Annotated in this window: 19 protein-coding genes; 11 read left to right on the forward strand and 8 right to left on the reverse strand. The window is 59.1% G+C overall.

Translation table 11 applies throughout. The annotated features are described in order from the left end of the window. The first annotated feature begins 44 nt into the window (after positions 1 to 44). The 5 genes from LAP85_13120 to LAP85_13140 all read left to right on the forward strand — a co-directional run bounded on the left by LAP85_13120 (position 45) and on the right by LAP85_13140 (position 5,904). The gene (locus tag LAP85_13120) at positions 45 to 1,169 is read left to right on the forward strand and encodes a glycosyl hydrolase (protein MBZ5497337.1); all 1,125 of its coding nucleotides are present in this window, start codon (positions 45 to 47) and stop codon (positions 1,167 to 1,169) included. A 49-nt stretch (positions 1,170 to 1,218) separates the two neighbouring features. After that, positions 1,219 to 1,953 carry a hypothetical protein gene (locus LAP85_13125; GenBank protein MBZ5497338.1) on the forward strand — a complete coding sequence of 245 codons (735 nt, stop codon included), beginning with the start codon at positions 1,219 to 1,221 and terminating at the stop codon, positions 1,951 to 1,953. Positions 1,954 to 2,101: 148 nt separating this feature from the next. Next, positions 2,102 to 4,357, forward strand: coding sequence for a hypothetical protein (locus tag LAP85_13130; protein MBZ5497339.1), 2,256 nt, complete (start codon positions 2,102 to 2,104; stop codon positions 4,355 to 4,357). Between the two features lie 93 nt (positions 4,358 to 4,450). Further along, a complete protein-coding gene (locus tag LAP85_13135) occupies positions 4,451 to 5,182 on the forward strand; it encodes a response regulator transcription factor (GenBank protein MBZ5497340.1) in 732 nt (243 codons plus the stop codon). A 101-nt stretch (positions 5,183 to 5,283) separates the two neighbouring features. Then, entirely contained in the window at positions 5,284 to 5,904 is a 621-nt protein-coding gene (locus LAP85_13140; GenBank protein MBZ5497341.1) for a tetratricopeptide repeat protein, read from the forward strand. A 102-nt stretch (positions 5,905 to 6,006) separates the two neighbouring features. Here the strand turns inward: LAP85_13140 and LAP85_13145 are convergent, their stop codons facing one another. Beyond that, positions 6,007 to 6,132: a hypothetical protein gene (locus LAP85_13145; GenBank protein MBZ5497342.1), complete on the reverse strand. Its 126-nt coding sequence runs from the start codon at positions 6,130 to 6,132 to the stop codon at positions 6,007 to 6,009. A gap of 37 nt (positions 6,133 to 6,169) precedes the next feature. Here LAP85_13145 and LAP85_13150 point away from each other — a divergent pair, with 37 nt between their 5' ends. Beyond that, on the forward strand, positions 6,170 to 6,571 hold the full coding sequence (locus LAP85_13150; protein MBZ5497343.1) for a hypothetical protein: 402 nt from the start codon (positions 6,170 to 6,172) through the stop codon (positions 6,569 to 6,571). A gap of 120 nt (positions 6,572 to 6,691) precedes the next feature. Next, positions 6,692 to 8,374, forward strand: coding sequence for a TolC family protein (locus tag LAP85_13155; protein MBZ5497344.1), 1,683 nt, complete (start codon positions 6,692 to 6,694; stop codon positions 8,372 to 8,374). A gap of 147 nt (positions 8,375 to 8,521) precedes the next feature. Here LAP85_13155 and LAP85_13160 read toward each other — a convergent pair whose 3' ends face one another. Both LAP85_13160 and LAP85_13165 read right to left on the reverse strand, forming a co-directional pair. Continuing rightward, complete coding sequence (locus LAP85_13160; protein ID MBZ5497345.1) at positions 8,522 to 10,039, reverse strand: bifunctional metallophosphatase/5'-nucleotidase; 1,518 nt, start codon at positions 10,037 to 10,039, stop codon at positions 8,522 to 8,524. A 117-nt stretch (positions 10,040 to 10,156) separates the two neighbouring features. Then, entirely contained in the window at positions 10,157 to 10,702 is a 546-nt protein-coding gene (locus tag LAP85_13165; protein MBZ5497346.1) for a hypothetical protein, read from the reverse strand. A 138-nt stretch (positions 10,703 to 10,840) separates the two neighbouring features. On the opposite strand from LAP85_13165, the gene LAP85_13170 reads away from it, so the two are divergent. Then, a complete protein-coding gene (locus LAP85_13170; protein MBZ5497347.1) occupies positions 10,841 to 11,188 on the forward strand; it encodes a DUF5666 domain-containing protein in 348 nt (115 codons plus the stop codon). 532 nt (positions 11,189 to 11,720) lie between these two features. On the opposite strand, the gene LAP85_13175 is transcribed toward LAP85_13170, so the two are convergent. The 4 genes from LAP85_13175 to LAP85_13190 all read right to left on the reverse strand — a co-directional run bounded on the left by LAP85_13175 (position 11,721) and on the right by LAP85_13190 (position 16,683). Continuing rightward, the gene (locus tag LAP85_13175) at positions 11,721 to 12,068 is read right to left on the reverse strand and encodes a hypothetical protein (GenBank protein ID MBZ5497348.1); all 348 of its coding nucleotides are present in this window, start codon (positions 12,066 to 12,068) and stop codon (positions 11,721 to 11,723) included. A 146-nt stretch (positions 12,069 to 12,214) separates the two neighbouring features. Continuing rightward, complete coding sequence (locus LAP85_13180; GenBank protein MBZ5497349.1) at positions 12,215 to 12,622, reverse strand: cyclic nucleotide-binding domain-containing protein; 408 nt, start codon at positions 12,620 to 12,622, stop codon at positions 12,215 to 12,217. Between the two features lie 12 nt (positions 12,623 to 12,634). Then, positions 12,635 to 15,436 (reverse strand): HEAT repeat domain-containing protein, encoded by a 2,802-nt coding sequence (locus tag LAP85_13185; GenBank protein ID MBZ5497350.1) that lies wholly within the window; start codon positions 15,434 to 15,436, stop codon positions 12,635 to 12,637. Continuing rightward, entirely contained in the window at positions 15,433 to 16,683 is a 1,251-nt protein-coding gene (locus LAP85_13190) for a metallophosphoesterase (protein ID MBZ5497351.1), read from the reverse strand. The genes LAP85_13185 and LAP85_13190 overlap by 4 nt, the downstream gene beginning before the upstream one ends. A 237-nt stretch (positions 16,684 to 16,920) precedes the next feature. On the opposite strand from LAP85_13190, the gene LAP85_13195 reads away from it, so the two are divergent. The 3 genes from LAP85_13195 (at position 16,921) to LAP85_13205 (ending at position 22,095) form a co-directional block, all read left to right on the forward strand. Continuing rightward, a complete protein-coding gene (locus LAP85_13195) occupies positions 16,921 to 20,625 on the forward strand; it encodes a HEAT repeat domain-containing protein (protein MBZ5497352.1) in 3,705 nt (1,234 codons plus the stop codon). A 33-nt stretch (positions 20,626 to 20,658) separates the two neighbouring features. Beyond that, complete coding sequence (locus LAP85_13200) at positions 20,659 to 21,483, forward strand: hypothetical protein (GenBank protein MBZ5497353.1); 825 nt, start codon at positions 20,659 to 20,661, stop codon at positions 21,481 to 21,483. Between the two features lie 210 nt (positions 21,484 to 21,693). Beyond that, positions 21,694 to 22,095, forward strand: a complete 402-nt coding sequence (locus LAP85_13205; protein ID MBZ5497354.1) for a PadR family transcriptional regulator — start codon at positions 21,694 to 21,696, stop codon at positions 22,093 to 22,095. Positions 22,096 to 22,363: 268 nt separating this feature from the next. Here LAP85_13205 and LAP85_13210 read toward each other — a convergent pair whose 3' ends face one another. Beyond that, the gene (locus LAP85_13210) at positions 22,364 to 23,719 is read right to left on the reverse strand and encodes an amidohydrolase family protein (protein MBZ5497355.1); all 1,356 of its coding nucleotides are present in this window, start codon (positions 23,717 to 23,719) and stop codon (positions 22,364 to 22,366) included. Positions 23,720 to 23,778 lie beyond the last annotated feature (59 nt).

Here is a 23,778-nt window from a genome sequence, read left to right on the forward strand (position 1 = left end):
AGAGGGATGCCTATCCTGAGGGCTGGCAAAAGTCAGGAGATTCTATGCGCAGACTGATCCTGTTTTTTCTGGTTCTCGCGATGAGCGGCATCGCCTTCAGTCAGTGGAAACTGCAAAAGACCGGCCTGCAATCGGAGTTCCGCGGACTCGACGTCGTAAATGAGAAGGTGGCATGGGCGAGCGGAAGTCGAAACACCTATGCCCGGACAACGGATGGCGGAGAGACTTGGGAAGTCGCCACCGTCCCGGACAAGGAATCCCTTGATTTCCGGGATGTGGCAGCGTTCGATGCCGACACCACTTTTCTGCTGAGCATCGGCACAGGGACAAAATCAAGAATCTATAAGACCACCGACGGCGGGAAGATTTGGACCGCCCAGCTTATCAACCCGCATCCCAAGGCCTTCCTCGATGCCTTCGCGTTTTGGGATGTGCGTAACGGCGTCGCCGTCAGTGACCCGGTCGACGGCCGGTTCCTGATCATGCGCACGACGGATGGCGGTGCTCATTGGACCGCGATTCCGGAAGAAAGTATTCCTCCGGCCCTGTCCGGCGAAGGCGTGTTCGCGGCCAGCGGAACTACCATTACAATAAGCGGAAAAGGCAACGCCTGGTTCGCAACCGGCGGCGCGGCGGCCGCACGGGTCTTTCGGTCCGCCGACAAAGGGCTGACATGGAGTGTAGCCGATACTCCCATCATCGCCGGTCAGGCATCCAGCGGGATTTTTTCCGTTGCCTTCAAGGATGCCCGCAACGGCATCATCGTCGGCGGGGATTATCGCAAGGTCGAGGAAGCCAAAAACAACATTGCCAGAACGACGGATGGCGGCCGCACATGGACCTTGATCACCGATTCCAGGCTTGGAGGATTCAGGTCCTGCGTCGCTTACCTGCCCGGCACCAGGGGCACAGCGCTCGTCGCTGTCGGCCCTTCCGGAACAGACTATTCGGAGGACGGCGGCGGGCACTGGGCGAAGTATGACTCGGAAGGATTCCACGTGCTTGCTTTTGCCAAGTCCAAGGCCGTCGGATGGGCCGCCGGCGCGGGCGGCAGGATCGCGAAGTTCATGCCTCTGCCGTCAAAACAGAAGTTACGATCTTTTCAACCGTCAAATCTATTTTGGATTTTGGATGCGGATATTGGATTAGAAAGCGGCCTGCCCTATTAACCTGTATCGAGATCCAAAAACCGAAAATCCTGTCGTGGTTTCCAACGATATGACAGCCAAATCAGCGCTTTACCAGCGAGTACCACCAACCGCGATCGCATTCAGACCGGAGTTTCTCGACTTCGACCGGGGAATCCGTGTCGGCCATCTCGAAGACAACGAACGTATCACGCGACTCCTCAAGTTGGAGCTGGAGTATCGCTACCGGCAGCCATTCATCACCGAGCGGTGGGGGCGAGGCGTTTATTGGCAATGGATCGGTTATCTGCCGAAGGCGAACCGTACGGCCAAGCCGCTCTCAGCGTCCGTAAGCTTCGGGTGCTCCAAGCTCTTTCTGTCGGTCGATACCGAGGAGCGGCTCTTTCAGTGCGGACTGCAGATCGAGCGCGGATACCTCAAGGCACCGCCCGAATACCGTGGTTGCGAGCTGCGCTCCGATTGGGATTGGCACCGGCTGTTGAAGTCTCTCAAGCGTGGCAGCCTGATGGAAAGCGAGATCCGGCGTCTGGTCCGGAGGGAAGGTTTCAATATTCACGCCGGCAGTTGGGAGACCTTTATCGATTATGGCAAAGCTAATCTCCCCGCTGTGCTGGAAATCCGCCGTCTCCTACAAGCTGCACCGGGAGATCACTGGGCGGGCTTTCAGCTCTATTACTCAATGCCCGAATTGGAAGTCCGCACGACGACGGGGCTCGACCTGGTCGAGGCCATGCTGGCCATTTTTGACGAAGTCACACCGGCCATGAACCTGTGCATGCAGATCCACCTCGACCAGGCGCTGTAGCTTTTGCAGATCGCCGCCAGGACGCCAAAAGAGCTGGGCTCCCGCAGCACAGACGTCTTGCCTGCTGCATCCATCAGCTTTCGTCCGTGGATTCGCTTCTTTACAAGACCGTGACAATTGAGCGGTGGTGGTCAGGTAGTTGTGTGGTATGGTGAAAATCAGACACACCATGAAGAGCCATAATCGACAGGCCAGTTTCTATAAGCAGGCTATGTTGATTGCTACACCGCTCATAATTCTGTCTGCTGTCGCACTCTACTCCCTGCGTCAAGATAAGGCATCCATTGAGCAGGATGCCCGTGATCGCGCCCAGGTGCTCACTCCGGCGCTGGCCGATCAGTTGAAGCAACGTGTGCAGAAAGATCTCGAAGAGTTTCTCGTTGCCTGGTGTCTTGAGGAATATGCACCGATAGCACTTGCCTGGCCTGAGGGGAGTGGAATTGCGCAAACCGCGGATGCTCAGGAAATCCGCGCCTTGGCGCAACGCGCGCCCACCGATCTCAAGCTGGATGCGTTGCCGCAATTGCGGGGCCGGCTCCTCAACGGCCGGGTCCAAACGCCAGTGGATTACCCCCGCCTCCCGACCCCACCGGCCTGGCCCAACGAACTGTCCCCTGAACAGTCGAGCATATGGCGGACTGCGGAGCAGGCATTATTTCAGCAACGCGATCCGGCGGCTGGAAGAAAGGCGCTGGCTGCCATGAGGGCAGGGCAGGTGCCGGAGGACGCATGTGCAAGCACAGAGTTCAGGCTCCTGCTCCTGGAAGCCCGACGGGGGGCGGCCCCGACCCAAGTGCAACGGCTGACCGACCTGGCGCACAAGTATCCTGAATCTTGCACTGAGTCGGGAACACCGATTGCGGATCTCGCTTTGGTCCAAGCTCTGCTTGGCTCGACAGGCAGGCCTATTCTCGATTCCCTGCGGCAGGAGCTTTTTCACCGAGTTCTCAGGCACCCTTCGTTCCTGACCCCGGAATTGGTCGCCGCAGCCGAAGCGGTGTCTTCCGATGCGCAGAAGGCGCTTTTGCTCCAACCTCTCAGGAGCCTCTGGCTCGTGCAGGAAAGAACTCGGACGTTGTTGCGGTCGCTTGCGCAGCATCCACTGGACCCCCATAAATTGACTGAGATCTGGCTCGATGCAGATGGTCAACCCATTCTCGCCCAGTGCGAACCATATCGTTCCAAGGACGAGAACATGATATGGCGGCCCGCAGGGAGTTCATACTCGGTCACGTTGATTCGAGGACGCCTGTTGGAACAGGCGTTTCTAAATGCGCTCGCCGAAACCCGTGGTCAATTGCCGTCTTATCTAACTGCAACCGTGCAGGTTGGAGGGCGACGCTGGCCCGCCACCCCTCACGCGACCCTCCCGGATGTCGAGCTGGCTTCCGAATCAAAGGTCATCGTAGTTTTCCCGGACCTTCCCAAATACCTGGTTCCCTCTCTGAGCGCAGTTGAAAGAGATTTGGAGTACTTCGCCTGGCCTGATGACCGGGCGCTGAATATCAAATTCGCGATCAGCCTGGAGCTGGCGCGGCCGGACTTGCTTTACGCGCACTATCGGCAACGTCTGTGGCTGGCGGCCGGACTCATTCTGTCAGCGACGGCTGCCGCAGGCATGGGGCTCGTGAGTGCCTGGCGGGCGTTCCAGCGCCAGTTGCGGCTGGCGGAGATGACGTCGAACTTCGTCTCCAGCGTTTCGCACGAGTTGCGTGCGCCGCTGGCGTCGGTGCGCCTGATGGCGGAGAGTCTGGACCAGGGCAGGACAGAGGACAGCGAAAAACGAAGAGACTATTTCCGGCTGATCGTTCAGGAGTGCCGCCGCCTTTCATCGCTGGTCGAGAATGTGCTCGACTTCTCCCACATCCATCAGGGCCGCAAGCGATACGAGTTCGAACCTATTGATCTGGCAGCCCTGATGCGGCAGACAGTCAAGCTCATGGAGCCCAACGCCGGCGAGCGGCATGTCATGCTGGTGCTGGCGGAGCCGTCGCCTGGAGGCGAGGAGTTGCAGCCGTGCTGGGACGGCCAAGCGGTGCAGCAGGCGTTGGTGAATCTCATCGACAACGCCATTAAGCATTCGCCGGCAGACGCGGTGGTGAAGGTGGAATACGAAATAGCGAGGGCCGCAGCGGAACCGATGATTCATCTCACGGTCGAGGATCAGGGCCAAGGGGTGCCGGTCGAGGAGCAGGTGCGCATCTTCGAGCCGTTCTACCGTCGAGGTTCCGAGTTGCGTCGTGAAACCAAAGGCATCGGAATAGGTCTGAATATCGTGAAACATGTGGCGGAGGCGCACGGCGGCCGGGTGCTCGTCGAGAGTGCCATTGGGCACGGCAGCCGGTTCATGCTGGAAATGCCTCTCAGGATGGGACCGCAGTCGAACGCGGACGAACGCAGATGACCACCCCGGGGTGTGGCAGCCTGCCGGCGCCTTTGGAGCCTTGACCTTCTGAAGGCGGCGGCAAGCTGCCGGCTTCCAATGGGGAAATAAACCATGAAATCCGATCGCTGTGAAGACCAGACCGATCCTCGAGCAAACATCCCTGGGCCGCGCATCCTGGTCATCGAGGACGAAGCGCCCATGCGCACGGTGCTCAGAGACATCCTCGAAGCCGAAGGGTTCCGGGTCCTGACTGCAGCCGATGGCGAGAGCGGCCTGGAAAGCGCAGTGAACGAGAAGCCCGACCTGATCCTGCTTGACATCATGCTTCCCAGGCTCGACGGCTTCGCCCTCTGTGCCGGATTGCGATCCATGGCAATAGCAACCCCGGTGCTGATGCTCACGGCCAAAGGGCAAGTGGGGGATCGCGTTACGGGGCTAGACTCCGGCGCGGACGATTATCTGGTCAAGCCCTTCAGCACCGATGAGCTCCTGGCGCGCGTGCGCGCATTGCTCCGGCGCGTTCAAAGGCGCGCCCGGGTTGCCAGGGCCCTGACGCTGGGCGATGTCCACATCGACCTTGTGAAGCAGAGTGCCCGGCGCGGGCGCTCTGCCGTCTACCTGACGGCCAGGGAATTTGCCATGTTGCGGCTTCTGGCCGAAGCCGGCGGCGAGCCGGTTACGCGCGATCGCTTTCTGGATGTGGTCTGGGGCTACGCGGCCTTCCCAACCACGCGCACGGTGGACAACCACATTGCGAGCCTGCGCGCCAAGCTCGAACCGGATCCGGAACATCCGAGGTGGATCAAGACTGTCCACGGGGTAGGCTACCGGCTGGACAGGTAACGAATTTGCAAAACCATGACAATTCCCGGAACAGAAAAGGGCAGCATGGAATCGGTTGTTCAGGGCTTTGAAGACATCATTCACCGTCCAGGAGGTACGATATGAGAACCCATTTGGCCCTTGCGATTCTGATGCTGTCGGCAAGCCTCGCCGCTGCGCAGGACAAGATGGCCGATCAGCTCCGGAAGGCCATTGTCGAAGAAGAGGCCAACCAGAACCTCGACAAGGCCATTCAGGCCTACCAGAGCATACTGGCGCAGTTCGACGAGGAGCGGAAGACTGCTGCCACCGCCCTGTTCCATCTGGCCGACTGCTACCGCAAGCAAGGCAAGACCGAACAGGCTATGGCCGCCTACAGACGGGTAGTTCAAGAGTTTTCGGATCAAACCAAGCTGGCCGATGCGAGTCGCAATTATCTGCCCAAGGCATCCGGCATCAGCCAGAACCAACCCACCGCTGCCTCTTCCGCCTCAAGCCCGCAGCAAGTCGCCGAGGCACGTAAGGTCCTCGAGGCACGCCAAAGATATCGAGAGCTGCTCCAGAAAGAGATCGTGCTGGTGGAAAGACAGATCATGACAATGCAGCAACGGGTCGAAATAGGCGCGGTCTCGCCCGGGGGCCCGGAGATGACTGCGTTGATGAAAGAACTTCTGGAATTACAGCGTACAATGGCGGCATTTGATGCCGGTGCCCTCCCGATTCCAAAGGACATCATCAAGTAAAAAGGCTTCGGACCACGAAATACGCGAGAAGGATCTCGCGTATTTCGTGGTCTCCAATCGTCCGATTGGGGCCTGCTCCAGACCGGTTAACGATGCCCTCCGCTACTGCACGACCTTGCCTGTCATGTGCGGATGCACGGAGCAGAAGTAATCGTACGTGCCGGCTTCGTCAAATTGGAAGTTTCTCTGGGTTCCGCTGGGGGCGGCCGCACTCGTTCTCCTCGCCATGTTCCCGTTCGTGATGCGGCCATCGGAAGATAAGCTCTTGGCGCAGGAAATTGTCTCTGCGCACGTGCGCTCGTTGATGCCCGGCCATCTTACGGATGTTCTCTCTTCGGATCAGCACACGGTGAAGCTGTGGTTCAACGGGAGGTTGGACTTCTCTCCGCCGGTTGCAGACCTGGCAGCCCAGGGATTTCCTCTGATCGGCGGCCGGCTGGACTATGCCGGCAATCGCCCCGTGGCGGCGGTGGTATATCAGTGCCGCAAACACCTGATCAACCTGTTCATATGGCCGGCGGCCGGCTCAGGCAGCGCAACCCGGAAGGCTCTCTCCCGGAATGGTTACAATATGATCATGTGGACCCAATCCGGCATGACCTTTTGGGCTGTCTCCGACGTCAGCGCGAGCGATCTGAGCGAGTTTGTGCAATTGGTGCGTAGATAGTCCTCTCAGACACGTGCCCTTCGGATAGGGACTTACCAAAATTTTTATTTCAGCTATTGTTATAGGTGTGGGCTGCTGCCAGACAGCAAAAGACCCGCAGCATCTCAAAGGAGCCAAACCATGACGATCTTTTCACTTCCCCGCCTGCGAATCATCCCGCCAGGCGCAATTGTTATTCTCGTTTTATTGAGCCTGTCACCGGCTCAAGGACAACAGTCAGTTCCACAAATCGATTTGGCTAAGGCCAATCTTCCCCTGTCTCCTATCGAGCAGGCAGAGAAAGACGGCACGGCGCTTCGCCTTTCGCTGAAGGATCTGACCAGGCTCGCGCTCCAGAACAACCTGGACATCGCAATCTCAGACACCAACGAAGAGCTGTTTCATCAGAGAATCGTGCAGTCACACGGTCCTTATGATCCGGCCCTGAGCGTCGGCCTGGGATACCAGTCAAACAAAAGACCCAACACCAACCTCACAAACCGGTCCACACGGGGTGACTTCAATACTACGAATCTCGCCAACTGGAACTTCCAGTTCACGCAGAACATCCCGACCGGAGGAGGCATTGTCGGAACTTACAATTCCAACCGCAGCGACACCAACCAGCAGTTTGCCCTGTTCAGCCCGCAATACACCACCAGCCTCAACGTTCAGATCACACAACCTCTGAACCGGAACCGTCGCATTGACCAGATTCGAGGGGCTATCCGGCTGGCGAACCTGGATACCAAGATCAATGACAGCCAGTTCAAGCAGACGGTGTCGAGCACCATTGCAAACATCCAGGGCATGTACTGGGACCTGATCGGGGCCATCCGGGACTTTACCATCAAGAGAGATTCGGTGAAACTTGCCCAGATCAGTCTCCAGAACAACATTAAAGAGGTTGAGATCGGCGTTCAGCCCAACATTTCCATCACCGAGGCCCGTGCAGAGATGGCCAACCGCGAGGTCGACATGATCACCTCCCGGAACTCAATTGTCGTGGCCGAGAACAACCTGCGTGCCGCAATCGCCCCCGACCGGAATGCAGAGATCTGGCAAAAAGTTGTCGTGCCTACCGACACTCCCGATTTCCGGGATTATCCGGTTGTACTTGACCAGGCTATTGCGGCGGCGTTGCAGAATCGTCCCGAACTGGAGCAATTCGGTCTGCAGCTCGAGGAAAACACCGTCAACCACCGGCTGGGCCAGAACCAGAAGAAATGGCAGTTTGACCTGGTGGCTTCCATCGGAACGGCGGGTGTGGCCGGCCCGCAATCCGTCGACCCACAGACGGGTCAGCCCTTGATTGTACCGAGCTTGATCGGCGGCATCGGCGTTGCCAACTCGACGCTTTTCACCGGCGGTTTTACCAACTGGTTCACGGGTTTCAATATTCAGATACCCCTGCGCAACCGAAGCCTGGATGCCCAGCTCGCACAACTGCAGATTCAACGCCAGCAAGTCGAGATGAATCGCACCAATACCGAGCAAAAGATAATGGTGCAGGTCCGCAATTCCATCGAAGACCTGGAAACCAACAAGCAGCGTGTCAAGACCGCCCAGGTAGCCCTGCAGCTGTCCTCGGAGCAGCTTGATGGAGAGACCAAGCGCTTCATGGCCGGCATGAGCCAGAACTTCCTCGTTCTTCAGCGTCAGCAGGACCTGGCAAATGCCAAGGGAGTCGAACTGCAGGCGCTGATCGCTTACAACAAGTCGATCATCAATCTGCAGCAGGCCATGTACACCCTGCTCGAATCAAACGACTTCCAGATCGCCAAGGCCACTTCGCACGCCACGGCAATGCCGCAGTTCAGGTAATCCGTGGCTGCGCGCGCGCCGCGACGGGGCGCTTTGGGGTGCAGCGGGATCAAGCAGATCGACAAAAGGGGACATTCCGCTTTTCCGGTCATTGCCTTCGAATAGGACCGCATGCGAACTGCGAAATCGAAATGTCCACTTTTCTCTTTATTCGAGGATGACGCGGCGGCCGTCGTAGGAGGGCCGCACGGTGCCTTTCTTGCGGATGTAGTCGATGAGCACGCTCAGGCGCACCTTTCCGGTATCCACGACCTCAATCCCCTTCAGGGCGGTGCCCGCCAGAAAGGAGTTGCTTACTGCAGTGTAGACACGGTCGTCCTCTACCGGTTTCCCGCCGACAGTGGCTTCCGTGAGCTGGCCGCCTTCCATCCGGTAACGCAATCCGGAGACGGCCGGGCGGTTTTTCAGGAGGATCCGTTTTAACTCACGCCCCGTGATTTTGAAGGTGACGACCGTGTTGGTGAAAGGGTCCACTTCGGTCAGATCGGCCAGCGTGATGTTACCTTTGGCGAGCGGTGCACGCACGCCCCCCATGTTTTCGAGCCCGATCTCGGTGCCGTAGGTCTCTCGAACCGCATCGGCAACCAGATTGTAGGAGGCCAAATCGTTTGGGCGGTCGACGATGTCTGCGGCTGCCTGCCCGATGATCTCACCGTAATGAGCGGCGATCGGCTTCCAGTAGCGGGCGACCACGGCCGCGACCGTCGGGTTTTCGGGGTACTTGGAAGTCACCGGGATCAGGCGCTCACGATAGCGCTGGACGTGCCAGACTCCGCGCTCGTCTTTTCCGAACAGGAGGTCAAGCCGCCCCAGTTCCCCTCCCCACTGGTAGGCCTGCACGATAATAGTGCCGTTGACCGCCTTTTCCTCCAGGACATCGGACCGCCACACGAACTGGCCCACAGGGAGGCGCGTGTGCGAGTGCCCGCCGACGATGATATCGATGCCGGGGACGGACGATGCAATCTGTTCGTCGACCCTTTCGCCGGCGTGCGAGATCAAGATCACGATCCCGGCCCCGCGCCGGAGCGTGCCGGCCATGCGCCTGGCGGTTTCAATCTCATTCCCTATGGTCAATCCCTCCTTGGCTGCCGGATACCCGCCGGCAGAGGGGGTTGTCAGGCCGAAAATCCCGATCTTCAACTGGCCGAGCTCCCGGACCTCGGAGGTGCGGACTAACGGCTTTCCCGTCGCGTTTTCGGTGAGATTGGCACAGAGTATCGGGAATTTGGCCAGGCTGAGAATCTTCTTGAGGGTTGCGAGCGGATTGTCCAACTCGTGGTTGCCGATGGTACCGAATGTATAGCCCGCAGCATTCATCGCCTCAATGTCCGCTTCCCCGCGATACTCGGTCGAAAACAGGGTTCCTTCGCTAAAATCTCCCGCATCCACCAGCCAGACGGCTGTGCCGCGGCGCCCAAGCTCTTCCCGCAGTTGATTGACTAGTGTGGCCCGGCGCGCAATCCCGCCAATGTCCTTGAGCACCTCTGGCGCGGCGCCTTCCGATTTCGGAAAGGCATCGGGCGGGTAGCTGAACGGCAACAGATGGCTGTGTGTGTCATTGGTGTGAAGGATGGTCAGCGACACCTGCTGCGCCGCGGCAAGCACAGGCAGGAGAAACAGGCAAACGAGACACAGCATAAACCGGTCGATACTTTTCATCATAGAATCTCCCTAAATCGGCACAATTCCCGCTCCCATCCTTGTGAAACCGCAATCTTAGCACCGACGGTTTGCAAGCCGAGCTCAAAAAGCAAAACAGGAGGGTTGCATTTGCAAATATCAAATATCCACGGTGGATACCATGACGACGCCATTGAAGTACATCCCGTCATGCGACTGCAGATAGTTGACCAGGGCGGCAGATCGGAATGTGCCGTAACTTTCCCCAATGAGGAATTTCGGAGAATTCCAGCGATTGTTCCTGCTGACGTATGCGCTGATGAATTGCGCCAGGGACCTGGCATCCTGATCGATACCCCAGAAATCCTTATCCTTGGCTTTGCCTTCCGCATGGCTGAAGCCGGTGCCGACGGGATCGATGAATACGAGATCGGCGGCATCCAGCAGGCAGTTCTCATTGTCGGCGAGCTGGTAGGGCGCCGGCGGCGGCGCTTCAGCATCCGCAGTGATCACCCGCCTGGGGCCAAAGGCACCCATGTGCAGCCAGATCGAGGAGGACCCGGGCCCCCCGTTATAGAGAAACGCGATCGGCCGCTGGCTCAAGTCCTTCAGGTCGTACCTGCTGTAGGCAATGAAAAAGATACTGGCGTTCGCCTCGCCTTTCTCATCCTTCAGAAGAATCGTCGCAGTTGAAGCTCGAGGCAGTTTTCATGCGTGCGGGTGCACCCGGGCCACGAGGGACTGCCCGGGATTGTTGGATTGTCAGAATGCATTTACTTTCTGCGGCTTTATGGACTAGGATAAAAGGAGAATTGCCGATTCCATCATTTCCAAGGAGGGCCTATGAGGCGCGGCATCCACAGCATTATTGTGCTGGCTTTGGTTTTCTCTCTGGTGTTCGTTCCCAGCCTGTACCCCCAGGTGACAAAGGAACCCCAGACCGGTTTGGACAAACTCGACGGAACGATTCAGGCGATCAACAAGGAAAAATCCACCATCACGATCATTCAGACGGGCAAGACCGCGGCCTGGCAGATCGTCTACAACAAGGACACCATCTTCTCCTACAGGAACACCGCGGCGACTATCGATGAATTGAAGGACGGGCGGCGCGTGATCGTCCTCGGCAAGTTCGAAAAGGGCAGCAATAAGATGACGGCCACCCGGATAGACGTCCGAGAAGGGAAGTAACACCGCAGCTGCGCATCAGAACTCAAGGAATTGTTGCCAGGCTGGTCCGTCTGGCAGGGCGAGTAAAGTTGCGCCCGCCATCGTCCTGCCCGGTCTTTTTGGTTTCCAGGCAAGCATCGTCACGCTTGGCCTGCGGGAGGAACCCGGTTTGTCATGGCACGGCCGGAGAGGGTCTTGGCCTCGCAGGCGAGATGCACAAAGGGCTCCGCGGAATCTTCTTTTTCTGGCTGCCAATGGCTGAATAGGTGCTCAAAATGCGGGATCCAGTCTGTTCGTGCAGGGACACAGCAATCACTGTGCCGGCAATCACCAAATGCCGGTCAATCAGGCCGGGAGCGTAAGTTTCATCCTTCTTGACCTTGAACTCCCAAGGCCTGGAGAGTTTCCACCAGAAAGCAGCTAAGAATCTCAGGAAAAACGTATGAGTGCGGGACGGATCAAGACTTATCTCCCGCCCCGCCTCCCCATCATCGACCGGCGGCCGCCCTCTGGAGCAATCGGGAATGATCTCTCCGGGCGTTTCGTCGGAGCACTACTTCTGCCGGATATCTATTCTGGCAGCGTTCAGCTTGGTCGCGCCCTCAGCCTTGCCCATGGCGACCACTCGAACGCCGTCCTTCAGATCGGCAATGCTCGCCTTGGGGTCGTTCCGATAGGTGAACGTGGTCTTGTCGGTGTAGATGATCGTGTAGTCGAGGTTCGAGGTGCCCCTCTCCCGAAGTACAAAGGTCATCGCTTTCTTATCGATCGACTGAACCGTTCCTTCGATCTGATCGAGCTTGGTTTTGGGGTCCTGTTTGATCTGGCTGAACAGGCCGGGAGCAATGACAAGCGAAGTAATCAACATCAGCGCAACCACCCATGAAAACCTACGCATCATAGAACCTCCATGACAGGTTTGTGACATGATTTTCGCCCCAATGCTAAACCAAAGAGTGGAAAAAGTAAAAGAATTCTCACAATTGGCATACCCTGCGCTGATGATTTGGCCGGGCACCACCCGGGTTGCCGCAACTCCCTGTTTCCTCAGCGAGCCGCCGCCATGCCGGCCAGGGCTCGCAGGATTCCGCGGGTAATATTGAAGTCCTCGGCCATGGCGTCAAAGAGGCTCTGCTGGCCGATGCGCAACGCCCTGCCCGCCTGAGTGGCCACGGCCGCCTCCCTCTGGGGCTGATTGGCCAGGAGAGCGAGAGCTCCCGCCACCTGGAACCTGGCCAATTTGCGTTCCGGGGCGCCGCCTCGGGTCAGGCTCACTTCGCCATCGAGGAATACATACAAGGCGTCAGCCACTTCATGCTCGCCGTAGAGCCGTTGATGTGCCTCGAAGTGAACCTCTTGGGCAACCGCAGCCACACGGGCTAGGCTTTGCGTCCGGACTTCGCAAAAGATCTCGGCACTCTGCAGGAGGTCAGCCTTCTCCAAGATGGTCAGCATCGTGGTTGTTCCTCAGGCCTGGGCATCCAGCGCCAATCGAGCGAGAGCCCAAGTGCGTGTCTCAGACAGCAATGGATCGCGGTCACAGGGGACCTTGTCCAAATCCGGGGAGAGTTCGGACAGGCGCAATCTCCCCACTGCGTAAAGCGCACAGGCGCGCAGCCAGCAGTCCTCCGAGTGCAACAGAATCCTCAGGGCCTCATTTCGGGAAGTCACTTCGGTGCCGCAGAAGCGGCGGGCAAAAGCCAGCCGCTGTTGCGAGTCAATCTCCGGGTCCAGCACGCTGGCCAGGCGCCGGTACAGGTCGGGCTGCAGCAGGTGCTCCAACATTTCCAGAGCGTTGGCCCTCAATTGCGGCCGTCCCGAGGTCAGGCCTGCGAAAGCGTTGTGGACGTCGCGCGGCGAATACAGCAGCGCCAGCATCCGGAAAATGCGCTCCAGCTCGTGATCCATGTGTTCGCGGAATGCCCGCCTCAGCAGCCGTTCGCCGCCCTGATGAGGTTCAGCACTCCCGGCCTTCCCGCCCGAAGTCTCCAGGGCTGCGAGGATCTGGAACGAGCGATAGTAGCCGATCAACTCGGCATTGACCATGTCGGCATAATCCACGTCGCCGGGGATCAGCTCGGGATCGCGATCGCGCAGCTGGTTCAGGGCCTTCAACACGTCATAGCGCAATCCCGGATCGCTCTGCACCAGGCTGTGGGCAAGTGCCGAGGCGGATTCTGCGTTGGGAATGCGCGCCAGGGTCTGAGGAATCTGCTTGCGGATCGGCAGCGGCAAGGTCGGATCACTCAGACAGGACTGGAGCATCCCGACAGCTCTCCTGTCGTACTGGACCAGGGCAGTGCGCGCCGCAGCCACCAGCTGCGGCTGCCCCAGTTTCTCTATGACCACCGGAAGAAGCTCCCGGATCCGGTTTTTACCCGCGCTCAAGAGAGCCTGCTCGGCCACCTCAGGATTCTCGTCGTGCATCAGTTCGAGCAGGTGGTTGTGCAGCTCGGAGGGCGAAGGTATCACTCCCAGCACCCGTGCGGCTTCGCAGCGTGCCGGCACGGCTTCCGGGCCGACTTGGGAGAGCATGCTCTCCAGGATCAGCATGGCGGCCGATGAGTAGTCCTCCTCTGCACTCCTGGCCAGATAAGTCACCACAGCGCCCTGGATCACATAGGCAGGCAGATCGCTCCCCCCGCTCTGGAGCATGAGCGGGTCACGCCCCGCGTGCACTACCAGGTAGCGCAGCGCCTCCGCGCGCACTTCAAGACTCTCGTCTCCGAGCAATTCTTCCACTCGAGGCAGAATCTCGCGGTCACCGGCATCCCCGAGCAGGCGCAGCGCCTGTTGGCGGACGGCGGGCGAGCGATGATCCAGCAACCGTCGCAGCGCCGGATGCCATCCCGTCTGGCGACTCATTTCAAACAGGCTCATGCCGTACATGAGCTGCTGTTCACCCCCGCGCTCCAGAGCCTGTGCCAGTACTTCGATTGTGGTTGAGTCAAGCACTTGGGCCGCAGTCCGTTCCGGATCCAGCGTCCGGCGCGCAATAGCCTGGCGCAGAACGTTCAGATACTCGCGGCGCACTTCGTTGGCTATGTAAATCCAAGCCACCAGCGCAACCATGTTCACCAGGCTGACCTGGCCGGGATCAAACTTCAGCACGCGGGCAAAGAGCACAAGGATCAGCCCCGCTACTCCGTCCGCCGACCGCCACACGAAAGTGTCGATAAACGATTTCACCTGGCTCCTCACCGCCGGAGATACCGGCACATAGAGGAGCTCCGTCGACGACTTGTCCAGCGAGAAGCGCAGCATGTAATGAGTGCCTCTCAGGATGCTGGCCATGAGCAGCGTCGGCGCCGCCAGCAATCCCATGCTGGTTCCCATCAACGCCACCGGAACCACGAAGAGAGTGACGCGTATGCCAAAGGTGCTGAGCAGCACAGGGGTCAGGGTAAGCTGAAAGACGAACGATGCCAGTCCCATGTAACCGTTGAAGCGGGCCATGTAGTTTACGAATCCGACGGTGTCCTCGCCGTAATGTGCATTGCCGATGAGCTTGAACTGGTATCCCAGGATGCTGGTCGCAAGACAGCCAACCGCAATCAAAGCCGTGAGCATCAGCAGGTAGCGCGAGCTGTGAATCAACGTCACATTCTGGCCGAACGTTTTCGGGGCACCGTCCCCGGCAACCGGAGATTGGTTCACAGCCGCCAGCCGCTGGCCGGCGTTTCGGAACAGGAGTTTCACCAGCACCGTGCAGAGCACCAGGAGCAGAGCCATCACCAGGAATGCCGTTTTGGGCTGCATTCGTTCATGACGCACCGCATCCGCCGTGGTAAAGCTGACTATGGCGCCACCCAGGAGAGCGCCGGCCCCGACCAGCCCGTAGATCCGCCGCGCCTCCCTGGTGGTCACGGTATAGTTGGCGAGTGTCCAGCCCATCATTGGGCCGATCGCGCCCACCGTATACACCCAGATGAGAACCAGCCAATAGACCCATTGATACTGGAATCGCATCAGCCACCAGAAGAACGCGAAGGAGATTGCGAGGAACACAAGTGCGGCAACGATCAGGTTCTCCAGGCGCATCCTCGTGGAGAGCCGGGCGTAGACGGCGACGAACAACGCCGACATCAGCGCCGATCCAATCATGGCGTAAGGCAGTTGGGTGGGATATACATGCAGGAACAGGGCGTCGCCGACAGCCTGCCCCATCATGTAGGCGCCCATTACCAGAAAAAGGTAAAAGAAGAGCAGCGATGCGGGGCCGGCCTCCTCGCGGCGCAGTGTGAGCATTCTGCCGACATGGTTGATCATCGCCGCACTGCCTCGTACTCGAACTCAGGCTTGCCGGCCGGATCCGTTTTCCCGCTCCGGGGCGCCGCAAGCGATTTCGGCGCACCATCGGCGTAGTAGGCGGTAAACTTGCCTTCCAGGATCTCCAGCGCCGTAGCCCGGCCGTCGTACGCTTCTTTGAGCATTCCGGTATCGATCAGGAAGACATGATTGTCGAAGCGGGGCGTGATGTCGGACTTTGACAGAACCGTGTGGCCTTCCACGATGTACAGCGCCTTCAGCCGCGCCAGCATCGCCGTCACCCCGCCCATCAGCTTCTCCTCCGGCTCCTGGGCCAGACCGCGGTACCATAGCGGCCCATCCGAAGAGGCAGCCATCCAGCTGCTGTAACCGAGCAGCTTCTGCATCGCCTGCACCGCCTCGGGGTCATCGGCCGGGCCGCGCGCCTGCACCCACTTCAACTCCTCCCCCACGTACTGGACGGCTTCGGTCAGCGTCATGTAGCGCCAGATCACTTTCTTGTCGGCGAGCAATCGCCACAAGGAGTCGAATCCTGTCAACTCGGAGCGGACCTGATCATCCAGTTCGGCGACGTTGCGGAACTTGAGCGAAGGATTCAAGCCTCCGTGCACAAACACGCCCTCACCAATCTGGACAACCGCGTGATGGCTGCGGATCCAGCGACCGTACTTGCCTTCAGAGCCGAAGGCATCGTAATACTCAAAGAAGCCCGGCGGATGCGCGTCCGTCCACTTACGGCGCGCGGCTTCATCGCCCGGGGGCACGGCCGCGTGGGAGTGGTCCTTGTGGGCGGAGAGAAATTTCACATAGTCCTGAAGGGCCTGTTCGCGCACCTTTTCCGATTGGTCCGTGGCAAAGGTCCGGAATATCTCGGCCGTGACGTAGCGCAGGTCACCCATGACGTTCATCGCTTCGTGATTGCCCAACAGAGGAACCACTTTCCCGCCTGCCCTCTCAGCCTGGCGTTGGAGCTCCATCAGCAGGTCGAGGCACGCGCGCGATTGGGTGCCTCGATCAATGACATCGCCGGTTTGAACCAGCGTGGTTGAACCGCCTGCCCATTGGCGGTCCCCGTCAATCAGCCCGGTATGCTGCAAGATTGCCACCAGTTGCGAGTACGCGCCGTGAACATCGCCGACGGCAACCACGCGCGTGGGTGCAGCGGCTCCCACAACCGGCGGCAGCAGCAGGACAACAGCGAAACAAGCCACGAGGATTCGAAGCGCCGGGCACGTTTTCACTCTCATGGACAGCCCCCTTGTGTGTGAGGTCACTCTAATCCGTCCTACCTCATGTTGCAAGAATTCCTTGATTTGCCGGGCATATTGCCTGGGCGGCGACCCATCGGTCACGCCACCCATCCGGTCGTGGATTCGCCTTGGAGTTATCCAATAACGGGATTGATATTCGTGCCCCGCCCGCGCTAAGCTGGGGCGAGCATACGGCATCACATCTCATTTTTCCGAGAATTTCGCGGAAACGATATGGGTCGACCATTCCTACGACGCCTGCTTCAACCCGTTGCCCAGATCCAGGAAAAGGAAGTACTCACTGCGTTCCTCATGTTCTCGTACTCGTTCCTGGCAATGACCACCTACAACATCATTCAGCCAGTTCAGCGCGCGTTATTTATCGATAGTCTGGGAGCGGTAAGGATTCCGTTTGCCCAACTGGCGGCCGGCATGTCTATCGGCGTGATAATGACCGGTTACACCTGGCTGATGAGCCGGCTCCCGCGCCGCTGGTCAATCCCGATCACGCAAGGGGGCATAGCGATCCTGTTTGTCGCCTTCTGGTTCCTGTTCAAAACGCTGCCCACCCAGAAATGGGTTGCTGCAGGCTTTTATGTTTTTGGACTCATCCTCGGCATTCTCCTCATCAGCCAGTTCTGGACGCTGGCAAACGTGGTTTACAATCCGCGTCAAGCGAAGCGGCTCTTCGGATTCATCGGCGGCGGGTCCTCCCTCGGCGGCGCACTGGGGGCGCTGATATCGTTCTGGTTCGCGAGTAAGGTGGGAACCGTCAATCTGCTCCTTATCAGCGCCGCCTTCATGCTGGCGAGCATGGCCGTCGTTAGCCTGATCGCCCGAAGGGAACATGTAGGCGAGGAGTCCCACGCCGTGGCAGTGGAAAAAAAAGAAGGCGTGGGCGCCCGGAGAGCGATCGAGCTGTTGAGAAATTCGAAGCACCTGCGGCTCATTGCGATCGTAATCAGTTTTGGGGCCATCGGTGCCGCCGTCATCGACCAGCAGTTAAACATGGCAACCGAGGTGTTCAAGAAACTGCTCGGTAAAGACGCCATGACGACCCTCCTTGCCGAGGTAAGGATCTGGACCTCAGTCATAGGTTTTCTTGCGCAGATCGTGCTGACCAGTCGCATCCACCGCTACCTCGGTGTCGGATTCGCCCTCATGCTGCTGCCTTTCAGCCTGGGTACATCGGCGACGATCATGCTGCTCAACGCTGCGCTGTGGGCACCCATGATGGCACGTGTCCTCGACCAGTCTCTGCGTTACACCGTCGACAAGACCACGCGCGAGATTCTGTACATGCCGTTGTCCAACGAAATCAAGTACGAGGCAAAACCGTTCGTCGACGTCAGCGTCGATCGATTCGCAAAGGGGCTGACCGCGGTTTTGCTGCTGATATTGATCCTGCCCGCCCCCTGGGGGATGGGGCTCGGCTGGCAAAAGCTCAGCTATGTAAGCGTCGCGGTGACCGGCATCTGGATCATCATGGCAGTGCGCGCCAAGCGGGGATATCAGGCGGCGTTTCGTCAGAGCATCCAAACCCGGGAGATAAAACCGGCGGAGGTGCGGCTTGGGGTGGCGGACCTCTCGACGATTGAGACCCTCGTCCAGGAATTGGCGAGTCCTGACGAACGCAGGGTGCTGTACGCCTTCGACATGCTCGAATCGCTTGACAAGCGCAACCTGATCACGCCGCTGCTGCTCTATCATGAGTCGCCTGCCGTCAGGGTCCGGGCTCTCAGCCTCCTCGCCACAACCCCTTCCAGCGCATCGGCCCGCTGGCTCCCCGCCATCCAAGGCATGATGGCGGACGAGAGTCCCGAGGTCCGGGCGGCAGCGGTAGGCGCGCTGGCAAACATACACGACCAGCAGGCAACCGTGCTGGTGAGGCCCTTCCTTAGTGACAAGAATCCGCGCATCGCGATGACGGCCGCCATGGTCCTCTCCGATAGCGCTCAAGAGGAGGATGTCGCCGCCGCCGAGAACGTGCTTAAGGACCTGGTGTCGGACACCCGCGAGTCTGCAGCCCAGTCACGGCGTGAGTTCGCCATCGCCTTGCGCCATGTGTCCAAGCCGCACTTCCGGCGCCTGCTGATCCCGCTTTTGTCCGAAACTAACCTCGAAGTCGCCGAGGAGGCGATGCACACCGTGCGGCAGCTGGGCACTGCGGATTTCATTTTCGTGCCGACCTTGATCTCCCTGCTCCGCAACCAGAGGCTGAAGAGCAGTTCCCGGGAATTGCTGGTGGGCTACGGCGAGCAGGTCCTGACGATCCTCGGCCATTTCCTGCAGGACCCGGACGAGGACATATGGGTCCGGCGCCATATTCCCGGCACGATCGCGCGCATTCCTTGCCAGAGAGGTATGGACATTCTCACCGCCGCGCTTGCAGAGCCGGACGGCTTTCTGCGCTTCAAGGTTCTCACGGCGATAGAGAGAATGCACCGTGAGAACCCGCAGCTCACGTTCGGCCGGGAGCGCATCGAGTCCCAGGCACTCAACGAAGGCTCTCGCTACCTGGACTACCAGATCCCCTACCGCTATCTCTTCGAGTATGAAAAACTGCCGAAGGACGGCCTCCTCGCCCACGCGCTCACGGAGAAAATGGGGCGCACTATCGACAGGATCTATCGCCTTCTCGGCCTGCTCTATCCCTGGAAAGATATAGCGGCGGCCCGATGGGCCGTTCATCACGGCAGTGCCCGGTCGCGTTCCGCAGCACTGGAGTACCTGGACAACCTCCTGAGAGGACCGCTTAGAAAGAAACTGATGCCGGTCCTCGAGGGGTCAACCGTCGCCGGAGAACTGCGCGCACCCACAGGAAACATCGAGCAGACAGTGGTGCGGTTGATCAACGATGCCGATCCGGTGTTGTCGGCATCGGCCGTACTCTTCGCCTGGCAGATCAAGCTGGGAAACATCAACACAGAACTGGAACACGTGCTCGCTACCCGCGATGCGCGCGATTGGTACGTGTTCGAAGCCGCAAGCTGGGTGTCGGCGGCTTTCCGTCTGCAGGAATCCAGGCGCCGTGCCCTCTGGATCGAACCCATGCCGACCGTGGAGGTAGCCGAGCGCATGCGTGGCTTGCCGCTCTTCGCTTCGCTCTCTGTTGACGGACTGTTCCGCATCGCCGGCGCGGGAAACCAGCTGCGTCATGAGGCGGGCCAGGTGCTCTATCAGGAGGGCGCCATTCCCGAAGGCCTGCATCTCCTGCTCGATGGCCGAGTATCCTGCAGGACCATGACCGGCGAAACACGGGAAGTCGAGGCGCCGTCGGCTTTGGGCTTTCACGAGGTGCTCGAGAACAGGCCCACGCACGAAACTGCGCGTACCACCGAGACGGCCGTTTGCCTGGCCCTGCGCGGCGATGAGTTCCGGACTCTCCTGGCGGATGACACCGAGTTGGTCCAGGGCCTGTTCCGGATGTTATGCTGCGAAGACGGCAATGAGCCCCCCCGATTGATCTTCAAGGGTGAGTGGGCGGCGGATAGAGGAATCGTACCGCACGCGGATCTGAAGCCGATCGAAAAGATACTGATCCTCAAGAACATCCCTGTATTTTCCGACGTGAGCGCAGGAGAAATGCCCAGTCTGGCTGCGATCGCTGTAGACGTGCCTCTCGTGACGGGTGCCGTTTTGTTCGGAGAAGCCGACGCGCCTGCCCTTTACGCGCTCCTCTCAGGGGAGATATCCCTGGAGTCGTCCTCCGGCGCGCAGGCGCTCACGGCCGGGCCGGATGATGCCGTCGGGGTCGAACAGACTCTGGCCGGAGTCAGCCTTGGATACGGCGCCCGCGTCTTGCGCGACGGCATGGCCCTGCGCATCGACCGGGAGGAGCTGTTCGACCTGATGGCTCAGCGCCCGGAATTCCTGCGCCAGCTCTTCAGCGCGGTTTCACGAGCATGGGCCGTCAGGACCGCAGCGGCATCCGCCTGAGCCCACCCACCCAAGAAAAAAAATGGAGCATCTATGCTGTGCTTGCGATACAGGTTGATCGCGTTTCCCCTGATGGCGTGCCTTTCCTGCGCCGTCTCCGCGCGTGCGTGGGAAGGGGAGAAACCCACAGTAGAACAGATGAGGGATTTCCTGCTGAAAGCCAAGGTGATAGAGAGACAGCGAGTAGGCAAAGGGCTGACCGGCATTTCCAGACTCACCTTGAGTGACGGCAGGATCACTCAGGACGCGGCTTTCCAGACCATTGATGAAGAGAGACCCGCTGTGGTTCTGTCAACCGGCCAAGTCGAGAGAAACTTCAAGGATTCTTACAAGTTCAACATTGCGGCGTATGAGCTGTCCAGGATCCTGGGTCTGGGCGACATGATGCCGGTCACGGTCGAGCGCAGAATTGACGGCGTGACGGGTTCATTGAGCTGGTGGCTTCCGTTCAAGATCGACGAAGAGCAGCGGATGAAAAAAAATATTCAGCCGCCGGACGTAGATGCCTTTAACAAACAGTACTGTAAGATGCTGGTGTTTTCCGAGCTTGTCTGCGACATCGACCGCAACCTCGGCAATATTCTGTATTCTGAAGACTGGCACATGTGGATGATAGATTTCAGCCGCGCCTTTCGTGTCAATCCTGATCTGGCGACTCCCAAGAACCTGATCAGGTGCTGGCGACCGCTGCTTGAAAAGCTGCGCCAATTGGATGTTGCGGCACTCAAGGAAATCAAAGACAAGAAGTGGCTTTCCGACATGGAGATCAGAGGGATGATGGCCCGCCGGGACAAGATCGTGGCCTGTTTCGAGAACCTGATCGCCAAGAAAGGGGAAAAGGCAGTTATTTACGATTAGCGCGGATTCTTCATGAATATGCGACCAAAATGCAGTTTTGGACGCGGAAAGAAGCTGACAGACGCTGATCGTTCGGTTTTGGTCGGCGTGCTGTTCTGCTTCATGAATATTTCAGGCTCGTGCCCTGTACCAGCCGGATTTGCATCAGCTTAAACTTCCTATATAATCTTAGTGTTATCGATCTCCGTTATCGAGAATCGATATTCGGTTATGAATGGAAACGATCTTTTCTTGGGATTGATCCGGCTCCACATCCTTTACCACACGGTTCATGAACCCATCTTCGGCCTCGGCATCATCAAGGAGCTTGCGCGTCACGGCTATAGCCTGAACCCCGGGACGCTCTATCCGCTCCTCCACAACATGGAACAAAAAGGGTATCTGCGTTCGTCGGTGAAGCGCAGTTGTATGGCCTCGACAACGCCGTTATCCGACGTTGTTTGTTCCGCCGACCGCGATCGCAACCACAACAGAGGGGACGTTCGTCAACCGGATCACCAACAGTACCGTCGAGTGGGTGCAGGTGAGGCGCGGTGTCACCATGGGAAATCTGGTGGAGGTGTTCGGGAATCTGGCGCCCGGAGATCTCGTCGCAGTCCGCGGCACGGATGAACTTCGGGCCGGGACTCATGTCAAAGCAAAAAACCAGTAAGAAGAAAAGAGGAGTCGGGAGTGGGGAGAAGAGTGGCCCCTTCCTCAGTAGTCCCGATGCTGACGCGATTGACATACCTGCCGCGCCGGCCGCTGCTCGTCCGGCGACGCCGATAAAATCGCGCCATGGGAGGTCATTCTGGCCCCCGGCTTCTGACTCCCGGCTCCTTTTTTCGCCCGGCGGATGCCTCAGGACGTTCGGACTCCAACCAGTCCGATTCCCGGCACCTTATCGGCTCCACCTGCCGTTTGGAGTCCTGACAGGGCCGGGGTGGAAGAACTTCTCCGGCGTCATCACGCCGTCCTTCTTGAACACCATTCCGTTTTTCATCACGAATTGCACATTGCGCAACGCGTCGATGTCGCTCAGAGGGTTGCCGGGGACCGCAATCATGTCGGCAAAAAAGCCGGGCTTGATCAGGCCTCGCTCCTTGACGATGTCGGCGGCCTTGTAGCCGTTGATCGTCATGGCTCGCAGGATGTCCGCCTGGGGGATGCCGGCCGCCTTCCAGGTCTCGAGGAAATTGATGGTCAGCTCCCCGCGTGTCAGCCACTCGCCGGTTTTGGGATCTTTCATCCGTTCGTTCCAGTAGTCAAAGTCGGTCGAGAAGGTGAGCGGCACTTTCTTTTCCCAGGCATCGCGCAGATTCGCGACCGTCCGCTTGAATGCAGGTTCGCTACCGCGGTAAGGTGTGAACGGAGTGTCGGTGCCTGCCAGGAAGATTCCCTTTTCCGCCATCAGGCGGTGGTGTTCGGGAGTGAGCGCGTTGTTATGCGCGATGATATAGACCCCCGCCTCGATGGCGCGTTGGGCGCCCTCTGGTGTCTGCACATGCCCTTCGACCTTGCAGCCGCCTTTGGCGGCCTCGCTGATAGCGAGCTTGATGTCATCGACCGAATAGCCCCACGGCTTGCAGTCGATGCAGAGCTTGATCGTCCTGGCTCCGAACAGCATGTTCTCCCGGACGGCGCGGACAATTTCGTCCTGGCTGTTGGCGTCGATGTATTCCGGGAACATGATGTTGTGGTACTTGTACATCTCCGGCGTCGGCCAGAACTGGCCGCCCGTGCTGCCGATCATGGGCCCCGACGGAATCACCGTGGGGCCGGGCAGCCAGCCCTGCTCAATTGCCTGACGCAGTGCCGCGTCCGCGTAGAGCGCGTTGTTCCCCACATCGCGAACGACGGTGAAGCCCGAGTTGAGGAGTTGCATCCCATTGGATGCGGCCTGGATGGCGCGCAGCGGCGTCGAGTCCGTTATGTAGGTGAGGTAGTAGTAGTTGTTTTCCGGCTGCTCCTTGTAGGTCATCGCCATGTGGGTGTGCGCATCGACGAGACCGGGCAGAACCGTGAGCTTGGAAAGATCTATGACCGTAGCGCCAGCGGGAATGGCCAGGTTCGGCCCGACCGCAGTGATTCTCTCTCCTTCAATCAGGATCACCTGGTTAGCCGCCGCAGTCCCGGTTTCCGGGTCAACCAGCCGGCCGGCTTTGATCGCCGTCACCGGCGACGGCTGCTGCGCAACCGCGGCCGCAGCGGCCAGCACTGCCAAAAGCGAGCAGAACACCACGAGATGAGTCTTCATGACTGCCTCCTATCGTGACGGGCATTGAGTGGACTCCTTTAGAGCGCGGGGGCACGGCA

The organism is Terriglobia bacterium, assembly GCA_020072565.1.
GTDB lineage: Bacteria > Acidobacteriota > UBA6911 > UBA6911 > UBA6911 > JAFNAG01.